10 protein-coding genes are annotated in these 26,295 nt (G+C 73.9%); all 10 read left to right on the forward strand.

The annotated features are described in order from the left end of the window. Positions 1-51 precede the first annotated feature (51 nt). The 10 genes from ACH5AC_RS23005 (at position 52) to ACH5AC_RS23050 (ending at position 25,991) form a co-directional block, all read left to right on the forward strand. On the forward strand, positions 52-1,695 hold the full coding sequence (locus ACH5AC_RS23005) for an NAD(P)/FAD-dependent oxidoreductase (RefSeq protein WP_398863886.1): 1,644 nt from the start codon (positions 52-54) through the stop codon (positions 1,693-1,695). Between the two features lie 244 nt (positions 1,696-1,939). Beyond that, positions 1,940-8,242 (forward strand): SDR family NAD(P)-dependent oxidoreductase, encoded by a 6,303-nt coding sequence (locus tag ACH5AC_RS23010; RefSeq protein WP_398863887.1) that lies wholly within the window; start codon positions 1,940-1,942, stop codon positions 8,240-8,242. Between the two features lie 53 nt (positions 8,243-8,295). Beyond that, positions 8,296-17,457: an SDR family NAD(P)-dependent oxidoreductase gene (locus ACH5AC_RS23015; protein WP_398863888.1), complete on the forward strand. Its 9,162-nt coding sequence runs from the start codon at positions 8,296-8,298 to the stop codon at positions 17,455-17,457. Continuing rightward, on the forward strand, positions 17,454-19,937 hold the full coding sequence (locus ACH5AC_RS23020) for a beta-ketoacyl synthase N-terminal-like domain-containing protein (protein ID WP_398863889.1): 2,484 nt from the start codon (positions 17,454-17,456) through the stop codon (positions 19,935-19,937). The genes ACH5AC_RS23015 and ACH5AC_RS23020 overlap by 4 nt, the downstream gene beginning before the upstream one ends. Further along, positions 19,934-20,734 (forward strand): thioesterase II family protein, encoded by an 801-nt coding sequence (locus ACH5AC_RS23025; protein ID WP_398863890.1) that lies wholly within the window; start codon positions 19,934-19,936, stop codon positions 20,732-20,734. Before ACH5AC_RS23020 ends, ACH5AC_RS23025 begins: the two co-directional genes overlap by 4 nt. Then, entirely contained in the window at positions 20,731-21,255 is a 525-nt protein-coding gene (locus ACH5AC_RS23030) for a flavin reductase family protein (protein WP_398863892.1), read from the forward strand. Before ACH5AC_RS23025 ends, ACH5AC_RS23030 begins: the two co-directional genes overlap by 4 nt. Positions 21,256-21,297: 42 nt before the next feature. Next, a complete protein-coding gene (locus ACH5AC_RS23035) occupies positions 21,298-22,551 on the forward strand; it encodes an AMP-binding protein (protein WP_398863894.1) in 1,254 nt (417 codons plus the stop codon). Then, complete coding sequence (gene pdhA / locus ACH5AC_RS23040) at positions 22,548-23,705, forward strand: pyruvate dehydrogenase (acetyl-transferring) E1 component subunit alpha (RefSeq protein WP_398863895.1); 1,158 nt, start codon at positions 22,548-22,550, stop codon at positions 23,703-23,705. The genes ACH5AC_RS23035 and pdhA overlap by 4 nt, the downstream gene beginning before the upstream one ends. Positions 23,706-23,707: 2 nt before the next feature. After that, complete coding sequence (locus tag ACH5AC_RS23045; RefSeq protein WP_398863896.1) at positions 23,708-24,688, forward strand: alpha-ketoacid dehydrogenase subunit beta; 981 nt, start codon at positions 23,708-23,710, stop codon at positions 24,686-24,688. A 10-nt stretch (positions 24,689-24,698) separates the two neighbouring features. Continuing rightward, positions 24,699-25,991 carry a dihydrolipoamide acetyltransferase family protein gene (locus ACH5AC_RS23050; RefSeq protein WP_398863898.1) on the forward strand — a complete coding sequence of 431 codons (1,293 nt, stop codon included), beginning with the start codon at positions 24,699-24,701 and terminating at the stop codon, positions 25,989-25,991. The last annotated feature ends 304 nt before the right edge of the window (positions 25,992-26,295 follow it).

A 26,295-nucleotide genomic window follows, 5' to 3' on the forward strand; every position in this document is an offset into this window, starting at 1 on the left:
CCCTGGCCGGCACAGGCATCCACCACCTCACACCAGGAGGGTCAGAACTCCATGAAGCGCGGTGACCACTACGATGTGGCGATCCTCGGCAGCGGAATGGCCGGAGGAATGCTGGGCGCCGTCCTGGCGCGCAACGGCGTGAAGGTGCTCCTTCTCGACGCCGGTACCCACCCGCGGTTCGCGGTGGGAGAGTCGACCATTCCCTACACCTCGGGCATGACCAGGCTCATCGCCGACCGGTACCAGGTGCCCGAGCTCCGGGCGCTGTCGAGCTTCAAGGGCATCAGCGAGAACGTCTCCCGCTACTGCGGGCAGAAACAGAACTTCGGCTTCGTCTACCACCGGGAGGGTTCCACACAGAACCCGCAGGAGATCAACCAGCTGGTGGTCCCGTCCGTCCTGCGCACCGAGACCCACCTGTTCCGCCAGGACGTGGACGCCTACCTGTTCCACACGGCGATCAAGTACGGTGCCCACCCCCGGTCCGGAACCCGGATCGTGGACATCGACACCGACCCGGACGACGGCGCTGTGCTGCGCACCGACAGCGGTGAGGAGCTGCGCGCCCACTACGTCGTCGACGGCAGTGGCTTCCGCTCGCCGCTGGCCGAGCGGTTCGGCCTGCGCGAGACCCCGACCCGCGCCAGGACGCACTCCCGCTGCCTGTTCACCCACATGATCGGCGTCGAGCCCTTCGACAAGGCCCCCGCGGCCCGTGCCCACGACCAGCCCAACCCCTGGCACCACGGCACCCTGCACCATGTCTTCGACGGCGGCTGGCTCTGGGTCATCCCGTTCGACAACAACCCGGCGTCGCTCAACCCGCTGTGCAGCGTGGGCCTCACCCTGGACCCCCGCGTCCATCCCAAGGACGACCGGACTCCGCAGCAGGAATTCGACGACTTCCTGGCCCGCTTCCCGGAGATCGCGCACCAGTTCCGCGACGCGAAGGCGGTCCGGCCCTGGGTGTCCACGGGCCGGCTGCAGTACTCGGCCAAGCAGGTCGTCGGCGAGCGGTTCTGCCTGACCTCGCACGCGGCGGGCTTCATCGACGCCCTGTACTCCCGGGGCCTGACCAACACGATGGAACTCGTCAACGCGCTCGGCTGGCGGCTCATCGCGGCCAGCCGGGACGGCAACTGGTCCCTGGAACGGTTCAGCTACCTGGAGGACCTCCAGCAGGGCCTGTTCGACTTCCACGACGACATCGTCTACAGCTCCTTCGTCGGGTTCCGCGACTACGAGCTGTGGAACGCGGTCAACCGCACCTGGATGCTCGGCACCATGCTGGGCAACGTCATGCTGGAGGACGCCTACTACCGGTTCGAACGCACCGGTGACGACGGTGTCTTCCGGGAGCTGGAGCAGCACGGACACCCCGGTTCCCCGCTGCCCGTGAGCGACGGCTTCAACCGCATGGGCCATCTCACCAGGGAGCTGTGCCAGGCCGTCGACGAGGGCACGCAGGACCCGGGCGAGGCGGCCCGGAAGATCCTCACCTACATCCGGGGCGCCGACTTCATCGCGCCTTCGTTCAAGTTCGGCGAGCGGGACAACCGCTGCTTCGCCATGTCCCCGGCCAAGATGCTCATGAACGCCCGCTGGTGCCGCAAGGACGCCCCGCCGGAGATCGGCCCCCGCATGGTCAACGCGAGCAAGGGCCTGGTCCGGATGCGGCTGCGCGCCGGAAAGTAGACCCGGGCTTCCGTCCGACACCGCACCCCCTATGCCCGCGTCAGGGGGTACCGGGAGAACGCCCCGCCGCGCGAGGCAGGGGGTTCTCCCGGAGCCGGCGCTCTTCCTAGCCTGGAACCAAGCGAGTTCACGGATATCCGGTTCCCGTCCGGGGGCCGTCGAGGTCCGCGCCCGCGACGCCGTCGTAGCCCGCGTGAGGCCCAGGCCGAGCCCGGTCCATCCCATCAGGACGAAAAGGCAGCGAATGAACGCGCATTCCACACCCGATCCCGAGGAACTCATCGCAGTGGTCGGAATGGCCGGCCGCTTCCCCGGCGCCCCGGACGTCGACAGCCTGTGGACCCTCCTGGTCAACGGTCAGGAAGCGATCGGACCGGTGCCACCGGACCGCTGGGACGCGTCCGTCCAGCTCGACCCCCGGCTGCGCATCCCCGCCGTCGGCGGGTTCCTCGACGACATCGACCTGTTCGACGCCGGGTTCTTCGGGATCTCCCCGCGCGAGGCGGCCGCCATGGATCCCCAGCAGCGGCTGCTCCTGGAGGTCGGCTGGCGGGCGCTGGAGGACGCCGGGCAGCGGGTGAGCGACCTCGCGGGCACCCGCACCGGCGTCTACGTCGCCACCGTCTGGCACGACTACGAGCTGCTGCGCAAGGCACGCGGCGCCCTGCACACCTCGCACACCCTCGTCGGCACCGGGCGGGACATCCTCGCCAACCGGTTGTCGTACTTCATGAAGCTCCGCGGGCCCAGCCTCGCCGTCGACACCGGCTGCTCCTCCGGGCTCGTCGGGCTCGACCTGGCCGCCCGCGCCCTGCGCTCCGGCGACATCGAGGCGGCCATCGTCGGCAGTACGAACCTGATGATGGACCCGCACGTCACCATCGGCCTGACCCACTTCGGCGGCCTCTCCCCCGACGGCCGCTGCGCCTCCTTCGCGAAGTCCGCCAACGGGTTCGTCCGCGGCGAGGGCGTCGCCGCCGTCTACCTCAAGACGCTCGCGCGTGCCCTGCGGGACAACGACCGCGTGCACGGTGTCCTGGTCAGCACCCTGACCAACAACGACGGCGGCGGACACAGCCTGGTCAGCCCCAGCGGGGCGGGCCAGGAGGACCTGCTGCGCCGCAGCTACGGGCAGCACACCGTGCCGGCCGCCGCTCTGTCGTACGTCGAGGCGCACGGCACCGGCACCAAGCGCGGCGACCCCACCGAGGCCGGCGCGATCGGCGCGGTCCTGGGCCGCGCCCGCCCGGCCGGCGATCCGCTGCCGATCGGCTCGGTGAAGACCAACATCGGGCATCTGGAGGGCAGTTCGGGGCTGGCCGGCCTGATCAAGGTACTGCTCTCGCTGCGCCACCGGGTGGTCCCGCCGTCCCTGCACGCCGAAGAGCCCAACCCGGACATCCCGTTCGACGACCTCAACCTCACCGTGGCGAGCGAGCCGATCGCCCTGCCCGCCACGGGCCCGGTCCACATCGGTGTGAACTCGTTCGGCTGGGGCGGGACCAACGCCCATGTGATCGTGGCGTCCCCGCCGGACACCGCGGCCGTGCCCGGCCCGGACCGCACCGACCGGACCGGACTGCCGCCCGTGATCACCCTGTCCGGGCAGCGCGCACCGGTTGTCGCCCGCCGGGCGGCCCAGCTGCGCGACGCCCTGCACGCGTCCGGGCCGGCCGACCCCCGGGAGCTGGCGGGCACGCTCGCCCGGCGGCGCGACCACTTCCCGGAGCGGGCCGCGTTCGTCGCCGAGGACCTGGCGCAGGTCACCGCCGGACTCGCGGCGCTCGACGACCCCACCGCCGCCCCGGGCGCCGGTCCGGTCACCGGGCGGGCCGTGCCGCACGGCCGTACCGCCTTCGTCTTCCCCGGCCAGGGCTCGCAGTGGCGCGACATGGGGGTGGCCCTCTACCGGGACAGCTCCGTGTTCGCGTCGGTCGTCGACCGGTGTGCCAAGGCCCTCGCCCCGCACGTCGACTGGGACCTGACCGATGTGTTCGCCCCCGGCACGGACCCGGGTGAGCTCGCGCAGAGCTGGACCAAGCGCACCGACGTACTGCAGCCGGCGCTCTGGGCGATGTCCCTGGGCCTGGCCGAGCTGTGGCGCAGCGCCGGTGTCGCTCCCGACGTCGTGCTCGGCACCAGCCAGGGCGAGATCACCGCCGCCACCTTCGCGGGCGCGCTGTCCCTCGACGACGCCGCCCTGGTCCTGGCCCGCCGGGGCGCGCTGATCGCCGAGCGGGTCTCCGGGCGCGGGCTGATGCTCGCCGTCGACCTCGACCGCGAGGCCGCCCTGAGCGCCCTGGAGGGCTTCGAGGACGAGGTGTCCTTCGCCGCGCACAACGGGCCGCACTCCTGCGTCCTGTCCGGGGACCGCGACCACATCCTCGCGCTGAAGGAACTGCTGGAGGCCGAGGGCACGTTCTGCGCCCTCGTCAACATCGACTACGCCTCGCACAGCGCCGGCATGGGCGTGCTGCGCGACGACATCATGACCGCGCTCGCCCCGATCCAGCCGGCCGCAGCATCCGTGCCCGTGATGTCGACCGTGGAGGCACGCGTCGTCGACGGCGGGGAGCTGGGTCCCGACTACTGGGTGCGCAACCTGTGCGAGCCCATCGAGTTCGTGTCCGCGATGGACGCCCTCTTCGAGAGCGGCGTGACCCATGTGGTGGAGATCAGCCCGCACCCCGTGCTGCACCCGGCGCTCGAACAGCAGGTGGCCGCACGCGAGGAGCCCCTCGCCCTGCTCACCACCCTGCGCCGCGGCCACGGCGGCACCCGGGACATGGCCCACGCCTTGGCCCGCGCCTACACGGCCGGCCTGGAACCGTTCGGCACGCTGCCGCCCGACGGCCGCTTCCCCGTGCCCCCGTACCCCATGGAGCGGGAGAGCTTCTGGCCCGCCGACAACGGCCGCGCCTCGGGCGCCGCCCAGGGCTTCGAGGCACCGCTCGTGCCCGCCCCCGGCCGGCCCGGTGTCTGGCAGGGCACCCTCGAACTGTCCGCGGCCACCCAGCCCTGGCTCACCGACCACAACCTGTACGACACGGCGCTGCTGCCCGGCACCGGCATGCTCGCCCTGGCCCTGCACACGGCGCTGGCCCGCACCGGTGAACTCCCCGGCCGGCTCGTCGACGTCGCCTTCCGCAAGGAGGTGGCCATCGGCAACGGGCCGGTCCGCTGCACCACCGAATGGCGGGACACTCCCGGCGGCGGTGCGTTCCGTCTGCTGTCGCTGCCGGCCGGTGCCACCGAGTGGGAGACCATCGCGACCGCGGCTGCCGAACCCGCGGCGGACACCCCCGCCGCCCCGGCCCTGCCCGCCTGGGCCGACGACGTCCCGTCCGAGGACCCCGACGACTTCTACCGCCGCTGCGGCGCCCGCGGCCAGGTCTACGGTCCCGCCTTCCAGTCGGTGCGCGCCCTGCGCCGCCATCCCTCGGGCGACGAGGCACTGGGCGAGATCCGGCTGCCGGAGGACCTCGCGGCCGGCCTGCGGCCCAGGGTGCTGCACCCCGCGCTCTGGGACGGAGCGCTGCAGGTCGCCCTGCTGCTCGACGAGGGCACCGAGGCGCTGATGCCGACCGCCGTGCGCACCGTCCACGTGCTGCCCGTCGGCCCCGAGCCCGTCACCGCGCTCCACTCCCACGTCCTGCGGCAGCCGGACGGCACGGTCGACGTCCGGGTCTTCACCGGCGACCGGCGTCCCCTCCTGGTGATGGAGGGCCTGGTCCTGCGGTCCCTGCCCACCTCCGACGGCCGGGGCCCGGACGCCGACCGGCTGCACCACATCCACTGGACCGATGTCACGCCCGCGCAGGACGACGGCGCGCCACAGGCCGGGGACGGTGGGAGCACGGCCGGTCACTGGGTCGTCTGCGGCAGCATGGGCGGCGCCACACAGGACCTGCTGGACTCCCTGCGCCGGGCCGGCGCCGACGTGACCACCGTCAGCGACACCGCCCGTCCGGAGGAGGCCCTCACGGGTGACATCGACGGCGTCGTCTTCCTCGCCCCGCGGGCCTGCGTCGGCACCGACGCCCAGCAGCGCGGGCTGTCCCACCTCACCGCCGTGACGGGTGTCCTCGCCGCGCTGCCCGCGCTGCCCCGACTCACCGTCGTCACCGACCGGGCCCAGAGCGCCACGGCGACCGACACCCCCGACCCCGGGGCCGCGCTGTACTGGGGCTACGGGCGGGTACTGCAACGCGAGCACTCCGAACTGCGGCCCCGGCTCCTCGACGTGGACCTCTCCCACCCCGGCTGGGCCGAGGAATGCGCCCGCGCCCTGCTCGACGGGGACATCGACGACCAGCTCGCGCTGCGCGGCAGCCGGCGGCTGGCCGCCCGGATCGTCCGCGGCGCCGGCCCCGCGACCGGCCCGGACGGCAGCGACGCCGCCGCCCGCCCCGCCTGGCACACCGGCCCGCAGCCGTTCCGGCTCGGCGCCGCCCGCGCAGGCACGCCGGGCACCGCCGAGTTCCTGCCGCTCACCCCCGCGATGCCCGGACCCGGCCAGGTGGTCGTCGAGACCACGGCCGCCGCCGTGGCGCCGGCCGACCTTCGCGACCTGGCGGCGGTCCGCGCCGGTCAGTCCGCCCGTACGCTGCCGCTGGGCCGCGAGTGCGTGGGACGGATCAGCGCGGTCGGACCGGAGGTGAGCGGGCTGCGCCCCGGAGACCGGGTGGCGGCCTTCGCTTCCGGGGCGCTCGCCCACCAGGTCCTCGCCGACGCGGCCCATGTCGTCGCGCTGCCCGACCGGCTCGACGACACCGAGGCCGCGGCGCTGCTCCTCCCGGCCGTCACCGCCTGGTACGCGCTGACCGGGCCGGGCCGGCTGACCGAGGGCGACACCGTCCTGATCCACACCCTCACCCTGCCCGGTGCCCTGGTGGCCACGCAGATCGTCCGCTGCCGGGGCGCCGTCCCCCTGGTCGTCGTCGACGACGCCCCCCGGCACCGTGCCGCACTGCGAGCCGTGGGTGCCCAGGAGGTCCTCGACGCCGCCGATCCGGGCTGGCCGAAGACCGTCACGGCGCTCGTCGGCGGCCACGGCGTCGACGTGGTCCTCGGCCCGCGCGGCGGCGCGTCCGCCCGCCACGCCTGGGACCTGCTGGCATCCGACGGACGCTATGTGGAGGACTCCACGCGGGTCGTGCCGGCCGACGCGGGCCCCGACGAGCGACCGCTGCCCGTCGGCGCCACCTTCGGCTCGGTCGACGTGGAGGCGCTGCGCGTCCGACGCCCCGACCGCTTCGCTCGCCTGCTGGCCGAGGTCGCGGCGCTGGCCGCCGACGGCCACCTCACCGCCCCGCCCGCGCGCGCCCACGACTGCGCCGGCACCCCCGGCACGACCGTCGACCTCGGACACGACGCCCACGCCTCACGGCTGGTGCTCACCGGGCTGGCGGACGTCCCGCACGTCGCCCCCGAACCGCTCCTCGACGGCCGGTTCCGACCGGACGGCGCCTATCTGATCACCGGTGGCCTCGGCGCTCTCGGCCTGTCCCTGGCCGAACACCTCGCCGCCCACGGCGCGGGCACCCTGGTCCTGGTCGGGCGGTCCGCGCCCACGGCCGAGGCGACCGCCCGGCTTCAGGCACTGCGCGACGGCGGTACCGTCGTCCACACCCCGCGCTTCGACGTGGCCGACCGCTCCGCCGTACGGCAGGCGCTGGGCGAGCTGCGCGAGCGTGGACTGCCGCCGCTGCGCGGTGTCGTGCACGCCGCCGGTGTCGTCTCCGACGCCACCATCGGGCGCCTGACGCAGCATCAGCTGGCCAAGGTGCTGCGGCCCAAGGTCTCCGGCGTCCTCGCCCTGGAGACCGCCACCGCGCAGGACCCGCTGGACTTCTTCGTCCTGTTCTCCTCCGTCGCGGCCCTCGTCGGCAACCCCGGTCAGGCCGCCTACGCCGCCGCCAACGCCTACCTCGACGCCACCGCCGAACTGCGCCGACGGCGGGGGCTGCCCGCGCTCAGCGTGCAGTGGGGTCCCTTCGCGGACATCGGTCTGGCGGCCCGCAGCGAACAGGCCGGCGCCCGCCTCGGGAACCGGGGCATGGACAGTTTCCCCGCCGAGGACGCCTGGCCCGCCCTCACCCGGCTCCTCGCCCAGGACCGGCCCGTCGACGGCTACGTCCCCCTGGACCTGCGCCGCTGGTTCGAAGCGGCGCCCGACACGGTGGCCCTCGGCGTCTGGCGCGACCTCCACCAGGCCCTGAGCGATGACGGCCCGACCACGACCGGCAGCGCCTTCCTGACCGGCCTGCTCTCCGCACCCCCCGAGGCCCGCCCGGACCTGGTGGAGGCGAAGGTCCGCGAACTCGCCGCCCAGGTCCTGCGCCTCACCCCCGAACGGGTCGAACGCGACGCCCTGTTCGAGTCCCTCGGCCTGGACTCGCTGATGAGCCTCGAACTGCGCAACCGGCTCGAAGCCGCCTTCGGACTGCGCCTGTCGCCCACCCTGCTGTGGACGTACGGCACCCCGCGCACCCTCGCCAAGGCCCTCACCGAGCAGATCGCTCCCGCGCAGGAGGCCGCCCGGTGACGACCGACCCGACCACCCCCGCCCCCTCCACGTCCCGACCGCAAGGAACCCCGATGCAGGAGACAAGCCCCTCCGAGGGAGGCAAGCAGACGCCTCTCACCCGCGCCATGGCCACCATCCGCACCCTGCGCGCGCAACTCGGCGAGCAGCGGGGCAACCAGCCCGTCGCGATCATCGGCGCGGGCCTGCGGCTGCCCGGAGGCATCGACACCCTCGACGGCTACTGGACCGCCCTCGCCGAAGGCCGGGACCTGGTGCGTCCCATGCCGGAGCACCGCAAGGGTCCTTTCGCCGACGCCTGGCGCGGGCTGCCGCAGCGCGGCGGCTTCCTTGACGAGGTCCTCGACTTCGACGCCGAGTTCTTCGGCATCAGCCCCCGCGAGGCCCGCCACCTGGACCCGCAGCACCGGCTCCTGCTGGAGGTCGCCTGGGAGGCCCTGGAGCACGCGGCCGTCCCGGCCGGGACGCTCGCCGAGGCCCGCGCGGGCCTCTACCTGGGCGTCATGTGGCAGGACTACCGGGAGTGGTGCGAGGGAGAACCCGACGCCTACTGGGCCACCGGCAACGGGCACAACTTCGCCGCCGGCCGGGTGGCCTACGCCCTGGGCCTGACCGGCCCGACGATGACGGTCGACACGGCCTGCTCGTCCTCCCTGGTCGCCGTGCACCTGGCGGTGCAGGCGCTGCGCAGGGGCGAGTGCGAACTCGCCTTCGCCGCGGGCGCCAACCTGATCATGTCGCCGCGGACCATGCGCCTGGTCCAGGAGACCCGTTCGCTGTCGCCGGACGGCCTGTGCAAGACGTTCGATTCCCGGGCCAACGGCTTCACCCGAGGCGAGGGCGTCGGCGTGGTGCTGCTCAAGCGGCTCGACCACGCCCTGCGCGACGGCGACCGGGTGCTGGGCGTGATCCGGGGCACGTCCGTCAACCAGGACGGTCGTTCCAGCGGGTTCACCGCGCCCAACGTCCTCGCCCAGGTGTCCCTCATCGAGGCGGCACTCGCCGACGGCGGACTGCAGCCGCAGGCGGTCGGCTACGCGGAGACCCACGGCACGGGAACCGCGCTCGGCGATCCGATCGAGATGGACGCGCTGGCGACCGCCCTGGGCCGCCGCAACGACGGCGCACCGCTGCCCGTCGGCGCGGTGAAGACCAACTTCGGCCACCTCGAGGGCACCGCCGGAGTGGCGGGACTGATCAAGGCGATGCTGTGTGTGTCCCGGCGCCAGGTGCCGCCCGTCGTCCACTTCCGCCATCTCAACCCGCGCATCGATCTGTCCGGCACCGGCATGACGGTGCCGGACACCCTGGGAGAGTGGTCGCCGCGGTCCGGCGACTGCGCCTCGGTCAGCTCGTTCGGGATGAGCGGCACCAACGCGCACGCGATCGTCGGACCGCTGCTGCCCGACGAGCGGCCGGCCGGTCCGTCCGGCGAGCCCGCCCCCGCGACGGTCACCGGTTTCTCGATCTCGGCGCGGACCGACGAGGCGCTGCGCGCCCGCGCCGCCCAGTACGCCGCCGTACTGGACACCCTCGACCCCGCCGACTACCCGGCGTTCGCGTACACCGCGACCGCCGGACGGACTCGGATGGACGTCCACGCGGCCGTCACCGCGGCCGACCCCGGCACGGCGGCCGAGGCGCTGCGCGCCCTCGCCGAGGGCCGCACGGTGCCGGAGGTGACCGTCACCGAAGGCGCGGACAGCGCCGGCGGCGATCCGGTCCTCACCGAGGGGCTCCCCCGCCGCGTCGTCGACCTGCCGCACTACCCATGGCAGCGCCGCCGGTTCGCCCCGCCCGCACCGGACGGCACCTCCGCCGGCACCACGGCCGACGGCCGCTCGGGGGCCGTCGCGACGGCCCCCGTCCACGAGGTGCTGTGGCACCCCCAGACCTCGGCGTCGCCCGCATCGCCCGCACCCGCCGTCGCCGCTCGGCGCGTCGTCCTCGCCGGCGACGACGAGGACCTGCTCGTCGCGCTGGCCGGCCGGGCCGCCGCGCTGGGCCTGACCGGCACGGTGCTCATCCCCTCCGCCCCGGCTCTGCCGGACGGCTGGCGGTGCGCACCGCTGCCGGCCGACCGCGACGCCTGGACCTCCCCGGACAGCCCGGCACCGGACGCCGGGAGTCCTCTCGTCCTGGCGCTGCGGGCCACCCCCCTGCCCGGGTCCGACGGCGACACCGGCCGGTCCGGGGACCTCGCGGAGCCCGGAGCGGTGCTGTGCGCGACGGTGACCACGGCGGTCGCCGCCCTGGCCCGAAGCGGCGCCGGACAGCGGGTGTTCGCCCTCACCCGAGGAGCCTGCCGGACCCGCCCGGAGGACACCGTGGCGGCCACGGACCACGGTGTCCTGCACGGCCTGGCACCCGTCCTCGGCCTGGAACTCGGTGCCGCCTGGGGCGGTGTCGTCGATCTGCCGGCCGACCCGGCCGACGCGGACCTGGACGCCCTCCTGGGCTTCGTCGCACGGGAGACCGACGCCTCGGCCCGTGGGGAGCAGGCAGAGGACCGGGCGGCCGTCCGGGACGGAGTGGTCCTGACCGCCCGTCTCACCGAGACCGCCAGGCCCGCCGCACCCCTGCCGGTGGTGCCCGACGCGACGTACGTCGTCACCGGCGGACTCGGCGGAGTCGGCCGCGAACTGACCGCCGAACTCGCCGCGCGAGGCGCCCGCCACCTGCTGCTCATCGGCCGTCGGCCGCAGGCCGAGCTGAGCCCCGATGCCCAGGGCCTGCTCGACGAGCTGGCCGCCGCGGGCGTCGAGGCCGTCTACCGGTCCGGCGGATGCGACACCGCCGAGGCGGTCGCGGACGCCTGCACCGCTCTGGACGGCCTGCCGCCCGTACGCGGTGTGCTGCACGCGGCGGGCACGCTGGAGCGCGTCGCGGCCGAGGAGACCGGCGTCGCGGAGTTCGCCGCCGCCCTGCGCGGCAAGTTCGCGGGCGCGTGGCTGCTGCACCGCGCCGCGCTCGACTGGCCCCTCGACTTCTTCGTCACGATCTCGTCGGTCTCGGCCGTCTGGGGCACCGACCGGTGCGCCGGCTACGCCGCCGCCAACGGCGGCCTCGACGCCCTTGTGGCCCACCGCACGAGCCTCGGTCTGCCCGCCGTCAGCATCGCCTACGGGCCCTGGGACCTGGGCGAGTCGGGCATGGCCGACTCCGCGTCCCGCGACACCTTCGCCCGGCTGGGCGTCGGGGCCCTGGACGCCGCCACCGGCCGCGCCGCGCTCGCCGTGTTCGGGTCGGTATCCGGGCATGTGGTCGTCTGCCCGCTGGACCTGCCCCGGTTCCGCTCGATCATGTCCCGTTTCCGGGCGCGCGGTCTGCTCAGCGCGGACCTGCCCGGGACCACCCCGGCCGCACCGGCCGGGGCCGCCGCCGAACCCTCGGTCGCGGCCGAGCTGGCCGCGCTCCCCGAGCGCGCCCGGCCCGCCGCCGCCCGCACCCATGTGGCCCGGATCCTCGCCGCCCAACTCGGTTACGACTCCGCGGACTCCATCAGGGACGACATCGGCTTCTTCGACCTCGGCCTGGACTCCATCATGGCCGTGGACCTGGTCGGCCGCCTCGGACAGGCGTTCGAGGTCAGCCTGCGCGCGGCCGACGTGTTCGACCACCCCACCGTCACGCGGCTGGCGGACCACCTCCTGACCGCCGCACCGGCCGCCCCCTCCACCGCCCCGGCCACACCGCCGGAACCCGCGGCGGCCAACCCGGGCAGCGCCCCCCACGAGCGCCCGCACCCGCCGGCCCCTGCCACGCTGCCGCACGACACCACGGCCGGGCCGTCGAGCACCGGCCAGGAGCCGATCGCCATCGTCGGCATGGCCGGCCGGTTCCCGCAGGCCGACTCCGTCGACGAACTGTGGACGCTGCTGCGCGAGGGCCGCGACGCGGTGGGCCCCGTACCCGAAGGCCGGTACGACACCGCCGCCTTCCACGACGACGGCGCCGAGCCCGGCTGGATCACCACGGACCAGGGCGGCTTCCTCAAGGACGTCAGGCGCTTCGACGCGGCCTTCTTCGGCATCCCCGCCCGCGAGGCGGAGAACCTCGACCCTCAGCAGCGGCTGCTGCTGGAGGCCGCCTGGCACGCCCTCGAGGACGGCGGCATCGACCCGCACTCCCTGCGCTCCACCCGCACCGGCGTCTTCGTCGGCATCAGCTACGCGGACTACGCCCGCGTCCTGGCCGGGCCCGGCGCCGACCAGCTCGACGCCTACTACTCCACCGGCACCTCGCTGAACGCCGCCGCGGGCCGCCTGGCCTACACCCTCGGGCTGAACGGCCCGGCGATGGCCGTGGACACCGCCTGCTCGTCCTCGCTGGTCGCCCTGCACCTCGCGGTGCGGTCGCTGCGCGGCGGCGAGTCCGACGCCGTACTGGCCGGCGGGGTCAACGTCATCCTCGACCCGATGGCGTCCGTCTCCGCCAGCCGCGCGCACATGCTCTCGCCCGACGGCCGCTGCCGGACCTTCTCCGCCGACGCCAACGGGTTCGTCCGCGCCGAGGGCTGCGGCGTGCTCGTCCTCAAGCGGCTCTCCGACGCCGAACGCGCCGGCGACCGCGTGCTCGCCGTGATCCGCGGCAGCGCCGTCAACCAGGACGGCGCCTCCTCCGGGCTCACCGCGCCCAGCGGCACGGCTCAGCAGTCCCTGCTCGCCGACGCCCTCGCCGACGCCGGCGTCACCGGCTCCCAGGTCTCCTACTTGGAGGCCCACGGCACGGGCACCGCGCTGGGCGACCCCATCGAACTGGGCGCGGCATGGCGGGTACTCGGCCCCGACCGCAAGCCCGGCGAGCCGCTCCACGTCGGGTCCGTCAAGAGCAACATCGGTCACTGCGAGTCGGCCGCCGGCATGGCCGCCGTCATCAAGACCGTCCTCGCTTTGAGACACGATCTCCTCCCGGCCAACCTCCACTTCGGGGAACCCAACCCCCACGTGGACTGGGCCGAGATGAACGTCCGTGTGGTGGACACCCCCACCCCTTGGCGTTCCGGCAGGGCACCGCGCGTGGCGGGCGTCTCCGGTTTCGGACTGACCGGGACCAACGCCCACGTGGTGCTCTCCGACCCGCCGACCGGGCCCTCGGCCGCCACGAACGGCGACCCGGCCGGCACCCCCCACCTCATCCCCCTGTCCGCCCCCGACCCCGCCGGCCTGGAACGGCTCGCCGCGGCCTGGCGCGCCCGGCTGACCGACACCCCCGACGAGGAACTGGCGGGCCTGGCCGCCACCGCCAGTGCCGGCCGCGCCCACTTCCCCTACCGGCGCGCCCTGTTGGGCGAGACCCGCGACAAGCTCCTCGCCCAGCTGGCCGACCCGCTGCCGGACCGCCCTGTCACCGGCCGCCCGCGCATCGCCTTCCTCTTCTCGGGACAGGGCAGCCAGCGGTTCGCGATGGGCCGCGAACTCTACGAGACCGAACCGGTCTTCCGGGACGTCTTCGACCGCTGCGACCGCGAACTCGCCCCCGTCCTCGGCGGCTCCCTCGTGGAACTCACCCTGTACGGCGACGATCCGCAGGCCGTGAACGAGACCCGGGTCACCCAGCCGGCGCTGTTCGCGCTGGAGAGCGCGCTGGCCGCCCTCTGGGAGTCCTGGGGCGTCACCCCGGACGTGGTCATGGGACACAGCGTCGGTGAGGTCGCCGCCGCCGTCCACGCCGGTGTGACGGACCTGCCGTCGGGGCTGCGGCTGATCGCCCGGCGGGCCGAGCTGATGCAGAGCACCCCGCGCGGGGCCATGCTGTCCGTGCGTGCCTCCGAGGAGCAGGTCCGCGCCCACCTCGAGGGCACGACCCTCGACGTCGCCGCCGTCAACACCCCCGACGCGACCGTCGTGGCCGGAACGCCCGAGGAGATCGAGGGGTTCGCCGCACGGCTCACCGAAGCGGGCGTTCGCAGCGTCCGGCTCACCGTGTCGCACGCCTTCCACTCCCGGCTGCTCGACCCCGTCCTGCCGCAGCTGCGCGAGGCCGCCGCCGCACTGGACTTCGCCGATCCGCACATCCCCGTCATCTCCAACCTCACCGGCCGGCTCGCCGAGCCCGGCACCTTCGACGCCGACTACTGGGTGCGGCACGCCCGCAGCACCGTCCGCTTCCACGACGGTGCCCGCCGGCTCGCCGAGCAGAAGGTGGACATCTGCCTGGAGATCGGCCCGGACGGCACGCTGGTGAACCTGGTGCGCGCGGCGGGCCTGGCCCCGGCGGGCGGCCTGCTGCCGTCGCTGCGGCGCGGCACCGGGGACCGGGCCACCCTGTCGGCCGCCGCCCGGGCCCTGTACGAGGCGGGACAGGACATCGACTGGAGGGCCGTACGGGACCCGCGCCGCACCCCGCGCGCGGCTGCCCCGCTGTATCCGTTCGCCGCGACCCCCTTCTGGCGCGGCACCGCCACGGACGGCTCGCCGGCGCCCGCGGCCGGCGCGCGGGGCCCGCGGTCCACATCCGACTCCCTTCCGGCAGGGCCGCCCTGGGGCACCGAGGTGCGCTCGCCGGCGATCCGGGGACGGGTGTTCGTCACCGAACGCAGCACCGTGTACCCGCCGCACCTCGACGACCACCGGTTGTTCGGCACCGTCCAGGTGGCGGGCGCCTCACAGACCGCCACCGTGCTGTCCGCCCTGGGGCACGACGGCGACCATGTCGTCCTGGAGGACCTGCACTTCCCGCGCGCCCTGGTGCTCCACGACGGGGAGCGCTACGAACTCCAGGTCATCGAGGGCGACGGCGAGTCCGGTGCCCGCACGGTCAGCGTGCAGAGCCTCCTGGACCCCGAACGCGGCGTGTGGCAGGAGCACCTGACGGCCCGCCGACTGCCTGCCGAGCCCGCGCGCGGGTCCGCGCCCGACCCGCGGGAGTTCATCGCGGGGGCCGACCGCCACCTCAGCGGTGAGGCGTTCTACCGCCACCTTCGCGGCATCGGCTATCTGCTCGGCCCGTCCTTCAGCTGGGTCGGCGACGCCTGGATCCGCGGCGACCAGGCACTGATCCGGTTCGACTGGCCGGAGACGATGAACGAGCCCGCCGAGGACTACCAGATCCACCCCGGGTTGCTCGACTCCTGTCTGCAGAGCTCCGTCTGCTTCGCCATCCAGGAGGACGACCCGGAGCCCACCGACCAGCAGCAGGCCCTGGTCATCCCCTTCGCCGCCGCCCGGGTCTCCTTCCCCGGCCGGCCCACCCCCGGCCGTAGCCTGTGGGGCCACATCCGCGCCGGACTGCGCCAGTCGGACGGCGACCGGTTCCACCAGGTGGAGACCGCCGACCTGCACCTCTTCGACGAGTCCGGCGCCACCGTCCTCGCCATGGACGGCTTCCGGTTCCGCTCGGCCTCGCGCGCCCTGCTGCAGTCCTCGCTGCGCCGCTCCGCCCGGCACGTCTGGGACCTCACCTGGACCGAGCAGACCGCCGTCGGCGACCTGGCCGAGCCCGTCGGCCCGGCCCGCGCGGTGGCCGTCCTCGGCTCCGGTACCCCGACGGGACGGCTCCTCGCCAAGGCCGTCGAGGAAGCAGGGCACCGGGCCGTCCCGCTCGACGATGACGCCACGCTCGCGGACCCGGCTCCGGACCTGGTCGTCGACGCCCGTTTCCTCGACGCCGAACCGGCCGACGCGCGGGCCGCGACCGATGCCGTGCTCGACCTCGCGGCCACCCTGCGGGCCGTACCCGAGGCGGTGCCGTACGCCGTACTGGCCGCCGACGGCACACCGCAGGCGCCGCTGCGCGAGACCCTGTGGGGCCTGCTGGCCTGCGTCGAGGCCGAGGAGAGCGCACGTCGGCTGCTCCGGGTGACCCTGGCCGACGGCTGGGACGTCACCAGGCTGCTGCCGGCCCTGCACCGGGCCGTCGACGACGGCCTCGGCGAGACCCGCCTGGAGATCGGCGCCGACCGCACCCGGGTCGCCCGGCTCGTCCCCGCCACCGGCCCGGCGGACACCGCGGCCGGCGCGCTCACCGGCGCCGCCCTCATCACCGGCGGGCTCGGCGGGCTGGGCCTGAGCAGCGCGGCGGTCCTCGCACGCAACGGCTGCACGGCCATCACCCTGATGGCCCGCTCGGAACCGGACGCCGAGGCCCGTCGCCTGATCGACGCGATCACCGCCACCGGCACCCGGGTCCAGCTGGTACGCGGTGACGTCACCGACCCCGCGGACTGCGCGCGCGCCGTCGCGGAGGCCGGCGGCGACGCACCGCTGCGCTGGGTCCTGCACCTGGCCGGGGCCACCGACGACCGGGCCTTCGGCAGCGTCGACCGCGCCGCCGCGGAGCATGTCTTCGCCGCCCAGGCGCGCGGCGCGGACGTCCTCGCGGACGCCCTGCGCGGCCACGACCTCGACGCGTTCGTGCTGTTCTCGTCCGCGTCCAGCGTGCTCGGCTCCGCCGGGCAGACCGTCTACGCCGCCGCGAACGGCTACCTGACCGGCCTCGCCGAGACCCTGCGTGCGGACGGTGTACCCGCCACCAGCATCGCCTGGGGGCCGTGGGTGCCGAGCGGCAAGGGCGGGATGGCCGCCTCGGAGACCGTACGCCGGGCCACCGCCCGGCTCGGTATCGGCACCCTCACCGACGAGACGGCCGAACCGCTGCTGCTGGCCGCGCTCACCGGCCGGCGGGCCCGCGTCGTCGCCGTCGATCTCGCCCCGGAACGGTTCGTCGAGGCGATCGGCGACCATCCGCGCGCCCGGTTGCTCGACACCGCCGTCCCCCGCGGCGAGACCCGCGGCGGCAACGCGTCCGGCGTGGACCGCGCCGGCCGCCCCCGGGGCTGGTTCCGGGCCCGTCTGGACGCCGCGGACGCGCAGGAACGCACCGTGCTGCTCCGGGACTTGGTCCGGGACACGGCCGAGGAGACCCTCGGCCAGCCCGCGGCCCTCGACGACGAGACCACCTTCGGTGACATGGGCCTGGACTCGATCATGGTGATCGATCTGCGCACCCGGCTCTCCCACGCCCTGGCCGTCGACCTCCTGGCGACCGTCGCCCTCGACCACCCCACGGTCCCGCGCATCACGCACCACATCCTCGGTCTGACCCACCCCGCACCGGCCCCGGCCGCCGCGGACACGACGGACAGCCAGGACTCCCCAGCACACGCGGAACTGCCGGAGCCCGTCGACCTCTCGGACCTCTCCGAGCTGTCCCTCGAGGAACTCGTCCAGGCCGTCCGCAGCGACGTACACCAGAAAGGAGACATACAGGCATGAGTGAGGCCATGGACATCGAGGGCGTACGCGCCCTGATGGAGGACCAGCTGCGCCTCTCCCGCCGGCTGCGGGCGCGGATCGCCGAGTTGGAGGACGACCAGCACGCCCCCGTCGCCGTCGTCGGGATGGGGCTGAGGCTGCCACCGGACATCAACTCGCCCGAGGCGTACTGGGACTTCCTGTGCGGAACCGACTCGGCGCTGTCCGAGATCCCCGCGGACCGGCCCGGCCTGCGCGCGGTGTACGACCCGTCGGTCGGCCGGCCCGGCCGCTCCTACGTCGAGCGGGCCGGATTCCTCGACGACATCGCCGGCTTCGACGCCGACTTCTTCGGGCTGTCCCGGCGCGAGGCCCGCCTGCTCGACCCGCAGCAGCGCATGCTCCTGGAGACCAGCTGGGAGGCGCTGGAGCGGGCCGGGATCGCGGTGCGCCGCTCCGACCGGCTGGACGTCGGGATCTACCTGGGCATGATGACCTCCGAGTACAGCGAGCGGAACGAGGACCGCTCCGACATGTCCAGGATCGACCCCTACTACATCACCGGCGGCGGCCTCAGCTTCGGAGCCGGGCGGATCAGCCACCTCCTGGGCTTCTCCGGTCCCGTCATGGGCGTGGAGACCGCCTGCTCCTCCTCCCTGACCACCCTCCACCTGGCCGTGCAGGGGCTGCGCAGGCGCGAGTGCCGCTACGCGCTGGCCGCCGGGGCCAACCTGCTGCTGTCCGCGAGCCTGATGGTCTCGCTGTGCCAGACGCGGGCGCTGTCTCCGGACGGCCGCTGCAAGTCGTTCCTCGCCACCGCCGACGGCTACGGGCGCGGCGAGGGCATCGGGGTGGTGGCCCTGATGCGCCTCGACGACGCCGAACGCGAGGGCCGACCGGTCCTCGCCGTCATCCGGGGCACGGCCGTGAACCACGACGGCGCGGCGTCCGGTCTGACCGCCCCCAACGGGCCGGCCCAGCAGGAGGTGATCCGGGCGGCGCTCGCCGACGCCCGGATCGACCCGGCCGCCGTCGGCTTCGTCGAGGCCCACGGCACCGGCACCGTCCTGGGCGACCCGATCGAGATCGGCGCGCTGGACGGGGTCCTCGGGGAGGCCGTCCGGCGCCGGGGCGTCCCGCTGACCATCGGCAGCGTCAAGTCCCGGATCGGCCACCTCGAAGGCGCCTCCGGGATCGCATCCGTGATGAAGACCGTCCTGATGCTCCAGCACGGCGTGATCCCCGCCGGCGCCCAGCCGGACGACGCGGAGCTGAACCCGCACATCCCGTGGGACCGGCTCGACTTCGAGGTGCCCCGGCGGAACACGCCCTGGCCCTCCGGGCTGTCCCGCAGGGTCGCCGGCGTCAACTCCTTCGGCATGAGCGGAACGAACGTCCACGCGCTCCTGGAGTCCTACGAGCCGACCGCCGCCCCCTCACCGGACGCGGCGCCCGGGGCGTCCGCGCCGACCACCGCGCCCGGCCCGCGACGCCTGGAACTCCTCACGCTGAGCGCCAAGGACTCGGTGGCACTCGACTGCCTCGCCGACCAGGTCGGCTCCCTCCTGCGCCGGACCGACGACACCCGGCTCGCCGACCTCTGCCACACCCTGCGGGCCGGACGCGCGCCGTTCGCTCACCGGCTGGCCGTCGTCGGCGCCACTCCGCGCGAACTCGCCGAGGCCCTCGCGGACTGGCGCGCCCAGGGCGTCCTGACGGTCGCCGCCCAGGAACCGCCGCGCCGGATCACGCTCCGCTGCGAGGGCCCGGACGACCAGCTGGAGGCGGTGGTGGCCGCCCTGACGGCGGCCCATCCCCGGCTGTCGGCCCCCGCATCCCCGGGCACCGCGGCCGAGGCGCCCTCCGTGCGGCTCCGCGCCGTCCTGGCCCGCCTCGGCGTGCACGCCGTACCGGCCGGGACAGCCGGGCCGGCCGACGAGCCGGCCGCCCTGGTCGAGCTCTCCTGGGAGGCACACGGCCGACGGACCAGCCTGCCGCTGTCCGGAGCCGACCCGCAGGACGCCCCCGGCCTGCTGCGGGCCGCGCTCGCCGAGTTGTTCACCGCGGGAGCGGACCTGCGCCTGGAGGCGCTGGCCGCGCCCGGGGCGTGCTTCGCGGGCGACCTGCCGACCTACCCGTTCCGCCACCGGACGTACTGGATCGACGAACCGCTGCCGGAGACCCCGGGCGACCCGGCCGCCGAGACCCCGGCCGGAACGCGCCTGCCCGAGTCGCTGGAGCGCGCACCGCTGACCCGCTACCTCCTGGACGTGCTGGGCGACGTCCTGCAGGCCGAGGTCCTCGACCCCGAGCTGACTTTCCTCGACGTCGGAGGGGACTCCTTCATCTCCACCCTGTTCATCACCCGGGTCGAGGAGCACTTCGAGGTGGGCATGACCGCCGACGAGCTCTCCCTCGACATGCCCCTGCGGGACCTGCTGGGCAAGCTCGCCGAGAGCATCGCCAAGACCGCGGCGGCCGGACAGGCGGTGGGCGCATGAGCACCGACGCCTTCGTCCGGCCCCGCGCCGTCGCCGCACCCGAGGTCCGTCTGGTCGTCGTGCCGCACGCCGGCGGATCGGGCAGCGTCTACCACCCCATGACCCGGTTCCTGCCCCCCACCTGGGACGTGGCACTCCTGGACCTGCCGGGCCGGGGCAAGCGGTACACGCAGCCGGCGATCACCGACATGGCCACGCTCGTGGCCCGGGTCACCGAGGACGTGCTCGCCCTGTCCGACGGGACACCGCTGGCCCTGTTCGGGCACAGCCTCGGCGCGGTCATCGCCTCCGAGACGGCCCGGTCCCTTCAGGGCTGCGGCATCGCGCCCCTGTGGGTCGGCGTCTCCGGGCGGCAGGCTCCCGGCATCCAGCCGCCCCTGCGCCTCCTTGACCCCAGCCTGTCCGAGACCGAACTCGCCCGGCGGCTCACCCGCCTGGGGGGTATGCCGGAGCAGCTCGACGAACTGCCGGAGTTCCGCGACCGGTTCCTGAAGGTGATCAGGTCCGACCTGCGCGCCCTGGACTCCTACCGGCCCGCCCCCGGACGGGAACCGCTGTCGAGCGCGCTGACCGTGTTCGCGTCCACCGACGACGTGCTGGCCCCCGCGCCCGGCGCGGCGGCCTGGGCTCCGGAGACCACCGGAGCCTTCCGGCGCCGGCTGTTCACGGGAGGCCACTTCCACTTCCTCGGAGAGGCTTTCCCGGCCTTCACCGAGATCCTCGTGGCCGAGATCCGCGCGGCGCTGGACGGCATGTCGCCCTCCGTCGCCCGGGCCGGACAGGAGGGTGTGGCATGACGTACGGGCATCCCGCCGACTTCCGTGCCCTGATGGCCGGCTTCCCCACCGGCGTGGCCGTGGTGACCACCCTCGGCGCCGACGACACGCCCTGGGGCATGACCCTCACCTCGCTGTGCAGCGTGTCGCTGGACCCCCCTGTCCTGCTGGTGTGCATGCGGCGCGGCAGCCCGACCCTGGAGGCCGTGCAGGCCGGCCGGCGCTTCGCGGTCAATCTGCTGCACCGCGGGGCGCAGGGCGTGGCCGAACTCTTCGCCTCCGGGGCGCCGGACCGTTTCGACCGGGTCGACTGGCACGCGGCCGTCGACGCGGGGGGCCCGCATCTGGTGACCGCCGCCCACACCATCGCGGACTGCGAGGTCACCACCGACCACGTCGTGGGCGACCACGTCGTGATCATGGGCCGGGTCACCCGTGTCACCCGCCTGTCCGCGGAGCGCTATCCGCTGCTGTACGGGCTGCGCCGCTTCGCCACCTGGCCCGAGACCGAGGACCAGCTGTCCTACGACTTCATCTCCTGACTCGCATCCGACTCACCTCCTGAAACGGCGGAACCAGTGACCATGCAGCAGCCGACGGGGCGGGGCCGTCCCCTGCCGCCCGCGGGCGGGCAGCCACCTGCCCTCACCCTCGACCAGGTCTTCGCCCACACGGCCCACCGGCATCCGCGTCGGGTCGCGATCCAGGACGGCTGGCACCGGCTCACCTACGCCCAGGCCGAGCGCCAGGCCCTGCGCCTGGCCTCCGCCCTGGTCCTGGGCGGGGTCCAGCTCGGAGACCCCCTGGTCGTCCACTGCGACAACCACCGTCAGGCGCTCGTCGCCCAGCTCGGCGTGCTCAAGGCGGGCGGAGTGTGCGTCCCCGCACTGCGCGGGCCCGGCGGAGTGGCGGCGGCCGCCCGGCACACCGGCGCGCGTGCCGTCCTGTGCAGCCGTGCCACCTACGACCGCGGCGTCACCGGCATTCCCTCGATGGCGCTGGACGACCGGCACACCTGGCGGAAGATCGCGGCGGCCCCGCTGGAGCCGGCCCTGCCCCGCTCCTGCCCCGAGAGCGGCGCGCACCTGCTGTTCCACACCCGGGGAGCGGCCCGGCTGATCGACCACCGCTCGTGGCTGCGGTCCGCCGCCGACCGCAGCCACCGGGCCGGGATGCCGGCCGGAACCGTGACCGTCGACCAGGCGCCCATGTCCCGGACCGCGCTGGCCGCGATGTGGTGGGCGTTCAGCTCCGGCGCGACGCTGCACACGGCACCGTGGAACCCGGATCCCGTATGGCCGCTCGTGGGCGCCGGGGACAGTGTCGCGGTGCTCGCACCGGACGAGTACGCCCGTCACCTCGACGCCCTTCCCCCGCACCGCGGGCGGGCGGCCACCGGGACGGGGGCACCCGGCACCGTGGTCCTCATCGGCAGCCCCTGTAGCCGCGCGCTCGTCAACCGCCACTTCGCCATCCGGCCGGGGACCCGGCTCTGGTCCGAGTTCGCCCCCACCGACGGGGCGGTGCCGTGGACCGCGCACGAACTGTTCGCCGATGACGGCGTACGGCCCCATGAGCCCGGCGCGGGCAGTCCCGTGCCGCCCGTACGGCTGCGCGTCGTCGGCGCCCGCGGCGAGAGTCTGCCGCAGGGCGCGGTCGGCGCCATCGTGGCGATCGGCCCGCCCTGGTTCCCGGAAGACGTACAGCATTCGGGCTGGTACGGCTGCTGGACATCGGACCACACCCTCGACATCACCGGGCGCCCACCGCGGGAGCCCGGTCCGGAGCACCCGCACCGGTCCGTCCTGGCGGGCCGTCCCACGATGGAAGTGACATGACCCTGCCCAGAAGCCGCCGTGAGCCCAGGGCGACGACGCCCGACTTCACGAACGCCGTGAACGCCTTCATGACCAGCCCCGAGGAACCGGAGGCCGTGCAACTGCTGACCCCGCAGGGCACGTTGGTGACAGCACCGGAGGACACTCCCGGCTACGACGCCGAGCTGCTGCGCCTCCTCTACCGGGACATGGTGATGTCCCGCGCCATCGACACCGAGGCGACGGCCCTGCAACGGCAGGGCGAACTCGGCCTGTGGCCACCGCTGGCGGGCCAGGAGGCGGCCCAGGTCGGCTCGGCACACGCGCTGCGCCCCGACGACTACGTGTTCCCCAGTTACCGCGAGCACGGCGTCGCCTGGTGCCGGGGTGTCGACCCCGTGGACGTGGCCAAGCTCTACCGCGGAGTCAGCAACGGCGGATGGGATCCCCGCAGGACGAACTTCCACCTGTACACACTGGTCGTCGGCTCGCACGCCCTGCACGCCACCGGGTACGCCATGAGCCTGGCCAAGAAGGGCAGCGACGCCGTGGCCGTCGCCTACTTCGGCGACGGTGCCAGCAGCGAGGGCGACGTGGCCGAGGCGTTCACCTTCGCCGCCGTCCACGACGCGCCGGTGCTGTTCTTCTGCCAGAACAACCAGTGGGCCATCTCCGAACCCGTCACCCGGCAGCTGCGCGGCCCCCTCCACCGCAGAGCCCACGGCTTCGGCTTCCCCGGCGTACGCGTGGACGGCAACGACGTGCTCGCCGTGCACGCCGTGACCCGGTTCGCGCTCGACCACATCCGCGGCGGCAACGGCCCCTTCTTCGTGGAGGCGTTCACCTATCGCATGGGCGCCCACACCACCTCGGACGACCCGTCCCGCTACCGCACCCGGGCCGAGCAGGAGCAGTGGCGGGCCAAGGACCCCATCTCCCGGCTGCGCACCCATCTGACCGAGGCCGGCCACGCGACACCCGAGTTCTACAAGGAGGTCGACGAACAGGCCCGGGAGCTCACGCACCGGGTCCGGCACGAGGTGCGGACGATGCCCAATCCGCACCGCCTGGCCGTCTTCGACCACCCGTACGCCGAGGGCCACGGGGTCGTGGACGAGGAGCGGCGGCAGTTCGAGGAGTACCACCGGTCCTTTGCCGACCCTGAGACGGAGTGATCATGCCCGTGGACACGATGACCCTGGCCAAGGCCCTGAACCGGTCTCTGCGCACGGCGCTGGAGAACGACCCGGGCGTCCTGGTGATGGGGGAGGACGTCGGCCGGCTCGGAGGGGTGTTCCGGGTGACCGACGGCCTGCAGAAGGACTTCGGCGAGGAGCGGGTGATGGACTCGCCCCTCGCGGAATCGGGCATCGTCGGCACCGCCATCGGCCTCGCCCTCGGCGGCTACCGGCCCGTGGTCGAGATCCAGTTCGACGGATTCGTCTATCCCGCCTACGACCAGATCGTCACCCAGCTGGCCAAGCTGCACGCGCGGTCGCACGGCGCGATACGGATGCCCGTGGTCATCCGCATCCCGTACGGCGGTGGCATCGGCGCCGTCGAGCACCACAGCGAATCCCCGGAAGCCCTCTTCGCCCACGTGGCCGGGCTGAAGGTCGTCTCGCCATCGACCCCCTCGGACGCCTACTGGATGCTCCAGCAGGCCATCCGCAGCGACGACCCGGTGATGTTCTTCGAGCCCAAACGCCGCTACTGGGACACCGGCGAGGTCGACACGGACACCGCGCCCCCGCCCCTGCACCAGGCACGCGTCGTCCGCCCGGGCACGGACCTGACGCTCGTCGCGTACGGCCCCATGGTGAAGCTGTGCCTGGAGGCCGCGGAGGCGGCCGGCGCGGACGGACACTCACTGGAGGTCGTCGACCTGCGGTCGGTGTCCCCGGTCGACTTCGACACCGTGCAGGCGTCCGTGGAGAAGACACACCGCCTGGTCGTCGTGCATGAGGCGCCCGTCTTCTTCGGCGCCGGTGCGGAGATCGCCGCCCGGATCACCACGCGCTGCTTCTACGCTCTCGAGGCCCCGGTTCTGAGGGTGGGAGGTCACCACACCCCCTACCCGCCGGCGCGCCTGGAGGAGCACTACCTGCCCGACCTCGATCGCGTGCTCGCCACTGTGGACGAGTCGCTGGCGTACTGAAGGACATCCCATGACCGACACCGCCGGCCGACTGCGCGAGTTCCGGATGCCCGACGTGGGCGAGGGACTCACGGACGCCGAGATCCTGACCTGGTACGTACAGCCCGGCGACCCGGTCGCCGACGGACAGACCGTCTGTGAGATAGAGACGGCCAAGGCCGTGGTGGAACTGCCCATCCCCTTCGACGGCGTGGTGCGGGAACTGCGGTGTGCCGCGGGCGAGAGGGTTGCCGTCGGCACGGTCATCATCACCGTCGCGGAGGCGGCGCCACCGGCGGCCCCGGGAGCGGCCCCCGTCGCGGGCACTGCCGCCACCCCGGAGCCGGAACGCCAACCCGTCCTCGTGGGCTACGGCGTGACCACCGAGACCAGGACACGCCGACGACGTACGACGGACCCGGCGCCCCCGCGCCCCACCGCACCCGGACACGTCCTGGCCAAGCCACCGGTCCGCAAACTCGCCAAAACCCTCGGCGTCGACCTCGCCTCGGTACCTCCCACGGGCCCGAACGGCATCATCACACGAGAGGACGTACACGCGGCGGCAACGGCACCCACCAGGGGCACCGAGAAGACCAGGGAGACAAGGGAGACCGGGGAGCCCAGAGAGACCAGGGTGCCGGTGCGCGGAGTACGCCGGGTCACCGCACAGGCGGTCACCTCCTCCGCGTTCACCGCACCCCACGTGACCGAGTTCGTCACGGTCGACGTGACCCGAACCATGAAGCTCGTGCGCGAACTCAGACGGGAACCGCAGTTCGCCGACCGCAGGGTGGGCCCGCTGCTCATGGTGGCCCGTGCCCTGCTCACCGCGGTCGAGCGCCACCCCGACATCAACGCGTCCTGGGACGAAGCGGCCCAGGAGATCGTCCGGAAGAACTACGTCAACCTGGGCATCGCGGCGGCCACTCCCCGAGGTCTGGTCGTCCCCAACATCAAGGACGCCCACAGCCTGTCCCTGTGCGCCCTGGCCGACGCTCTGGACGATCTGGTCGACACGGCAAGGGCAGGCCGAACCAGCCCCGCCGCACTGAGCGGAGGCACCATCACCCTCACCAACATCGGCGTCTTCGGCGTCGACACCGGCACCCCCATCCTCAACCCGGGAGAGTCCGCGATCCTCGCGGTCGGCGCGATCACCACTCGCCCCTGGGTCCACAAGGGCAAGGTGAAGCCCCGTCAGGTCATCACCCTCGCCCTGTCCTTCGACCACCGCCTGGTCGACGGCGAGCTGGGGTCCAAGGTCCTCGCCGACGTGGCCGCCGTGCTCGAACGCCCCCACCGTCTCATCGCCTGGAACTGAACCATCAGCGTTCTTCAAGGCTCCGTCCAGAGGTTGTGCAGGCTGCCTCGCGCAGACTGTGAGACATCCCCCGACAGGGCCGGCCGCCGGAAATCCCCCGCCTGGCGGCCGGCCCACCCTCTTCCCGCGCTCCGACTCCCCTCCGCTGTCCGAACACGTAAGGAATCCCACGGTGTTGGCCCCTACCTCTGCGAAGGCCGTGAAGACCGTCGACCGGGTGATCATCAGGTTCGCGGGTGACTCCGGTGACGGTATGCAGCTCACCGGTGACCGCTTCACCTCGGAAACGGCGTCGTTCGGCAAC

This window comes from Streptomyces sp. NPDC018693, from assembly GCF_044391385.1.
Classification (GTDB): domain Bacteria; phylum Actinomycetota; class Actinomycetes; order Streptomycetales; family Streptomycetaceae; genus Streptomyces.

Bases quoted from the DNA above. Each gene is read 5' to 3' on its own strand.
- ACH5AC_RS23005 (WP_398863886.1), top strand. From the start codon at position 52: ATGAAGCGCGGTGACCACTACGATGTGGCGATCCTCGGCAGCGGAATG.
- ACH5AC_RS23010 (WP_398863887.1), top strand. From the start codon at position 1,940: ATGAACGCGCATTCCACACCCGATCCCGAGGAACTCATCGCAGTGGTC.
- ACH5AC_RS23015 (WP_398863888.1), top strand. From the start codon at position 8,296: ATGCAGGAGACAAGCCCCTCCGAGGGAGGCAAGCAGACGCCTCTCACC.
- ACH5AC_RS23020 (WP_398863889.1), top strand. From the start codon at position 17,454: ATGAGTGAGGCCATGGACATCGAGGGCGTACGCGCCCTGATGGAGGAC.
- ACH5AC_RS23025 (WP_398863890.1), top strand. From the start codon at position 19,934: ATGAGCACCGACGCCTTCGTCCGGCCCCGCGCCGTCGCCGCACCCGAG.
- ACH5AC_RS23030 (WP_398863892.1), top strand. From the start codon at position 20,731: ATGACGTACGGGCATCCCGCCGACTTCCGTGCCCTGATGGCCGGCTTC.
- ACH5AC_RS23035 (WP_398863894.1), top strand. From the start codon at position 21,298: ATGCAGCAGCCGACGGGGCGGGGCCGTCCCCTGCCGCCCGCGGGCGGG.
- pdhA (WP_398863895.1), top strand. From the start codon at position 22,548: ATGACCCTGCCCAGAAGCCGCCGTGAGCCCAGGGCGACGACGCCCGAC.
- ACH5AC_RS23045 (WP_398863896.1), top strand. From the start codon at position 23,708: ATGCCCGTGGACACGATGACCCTGGCCAAGGCCCTGAACCGGTCTCTG.
- ACH5AC_RS23050 (WP_398863898.1), top strand. From the start codon at position 24,699: ATGACCGACACCGCCGGCCGACTGCGCGAGTTCCGGATGCCCGACGTG.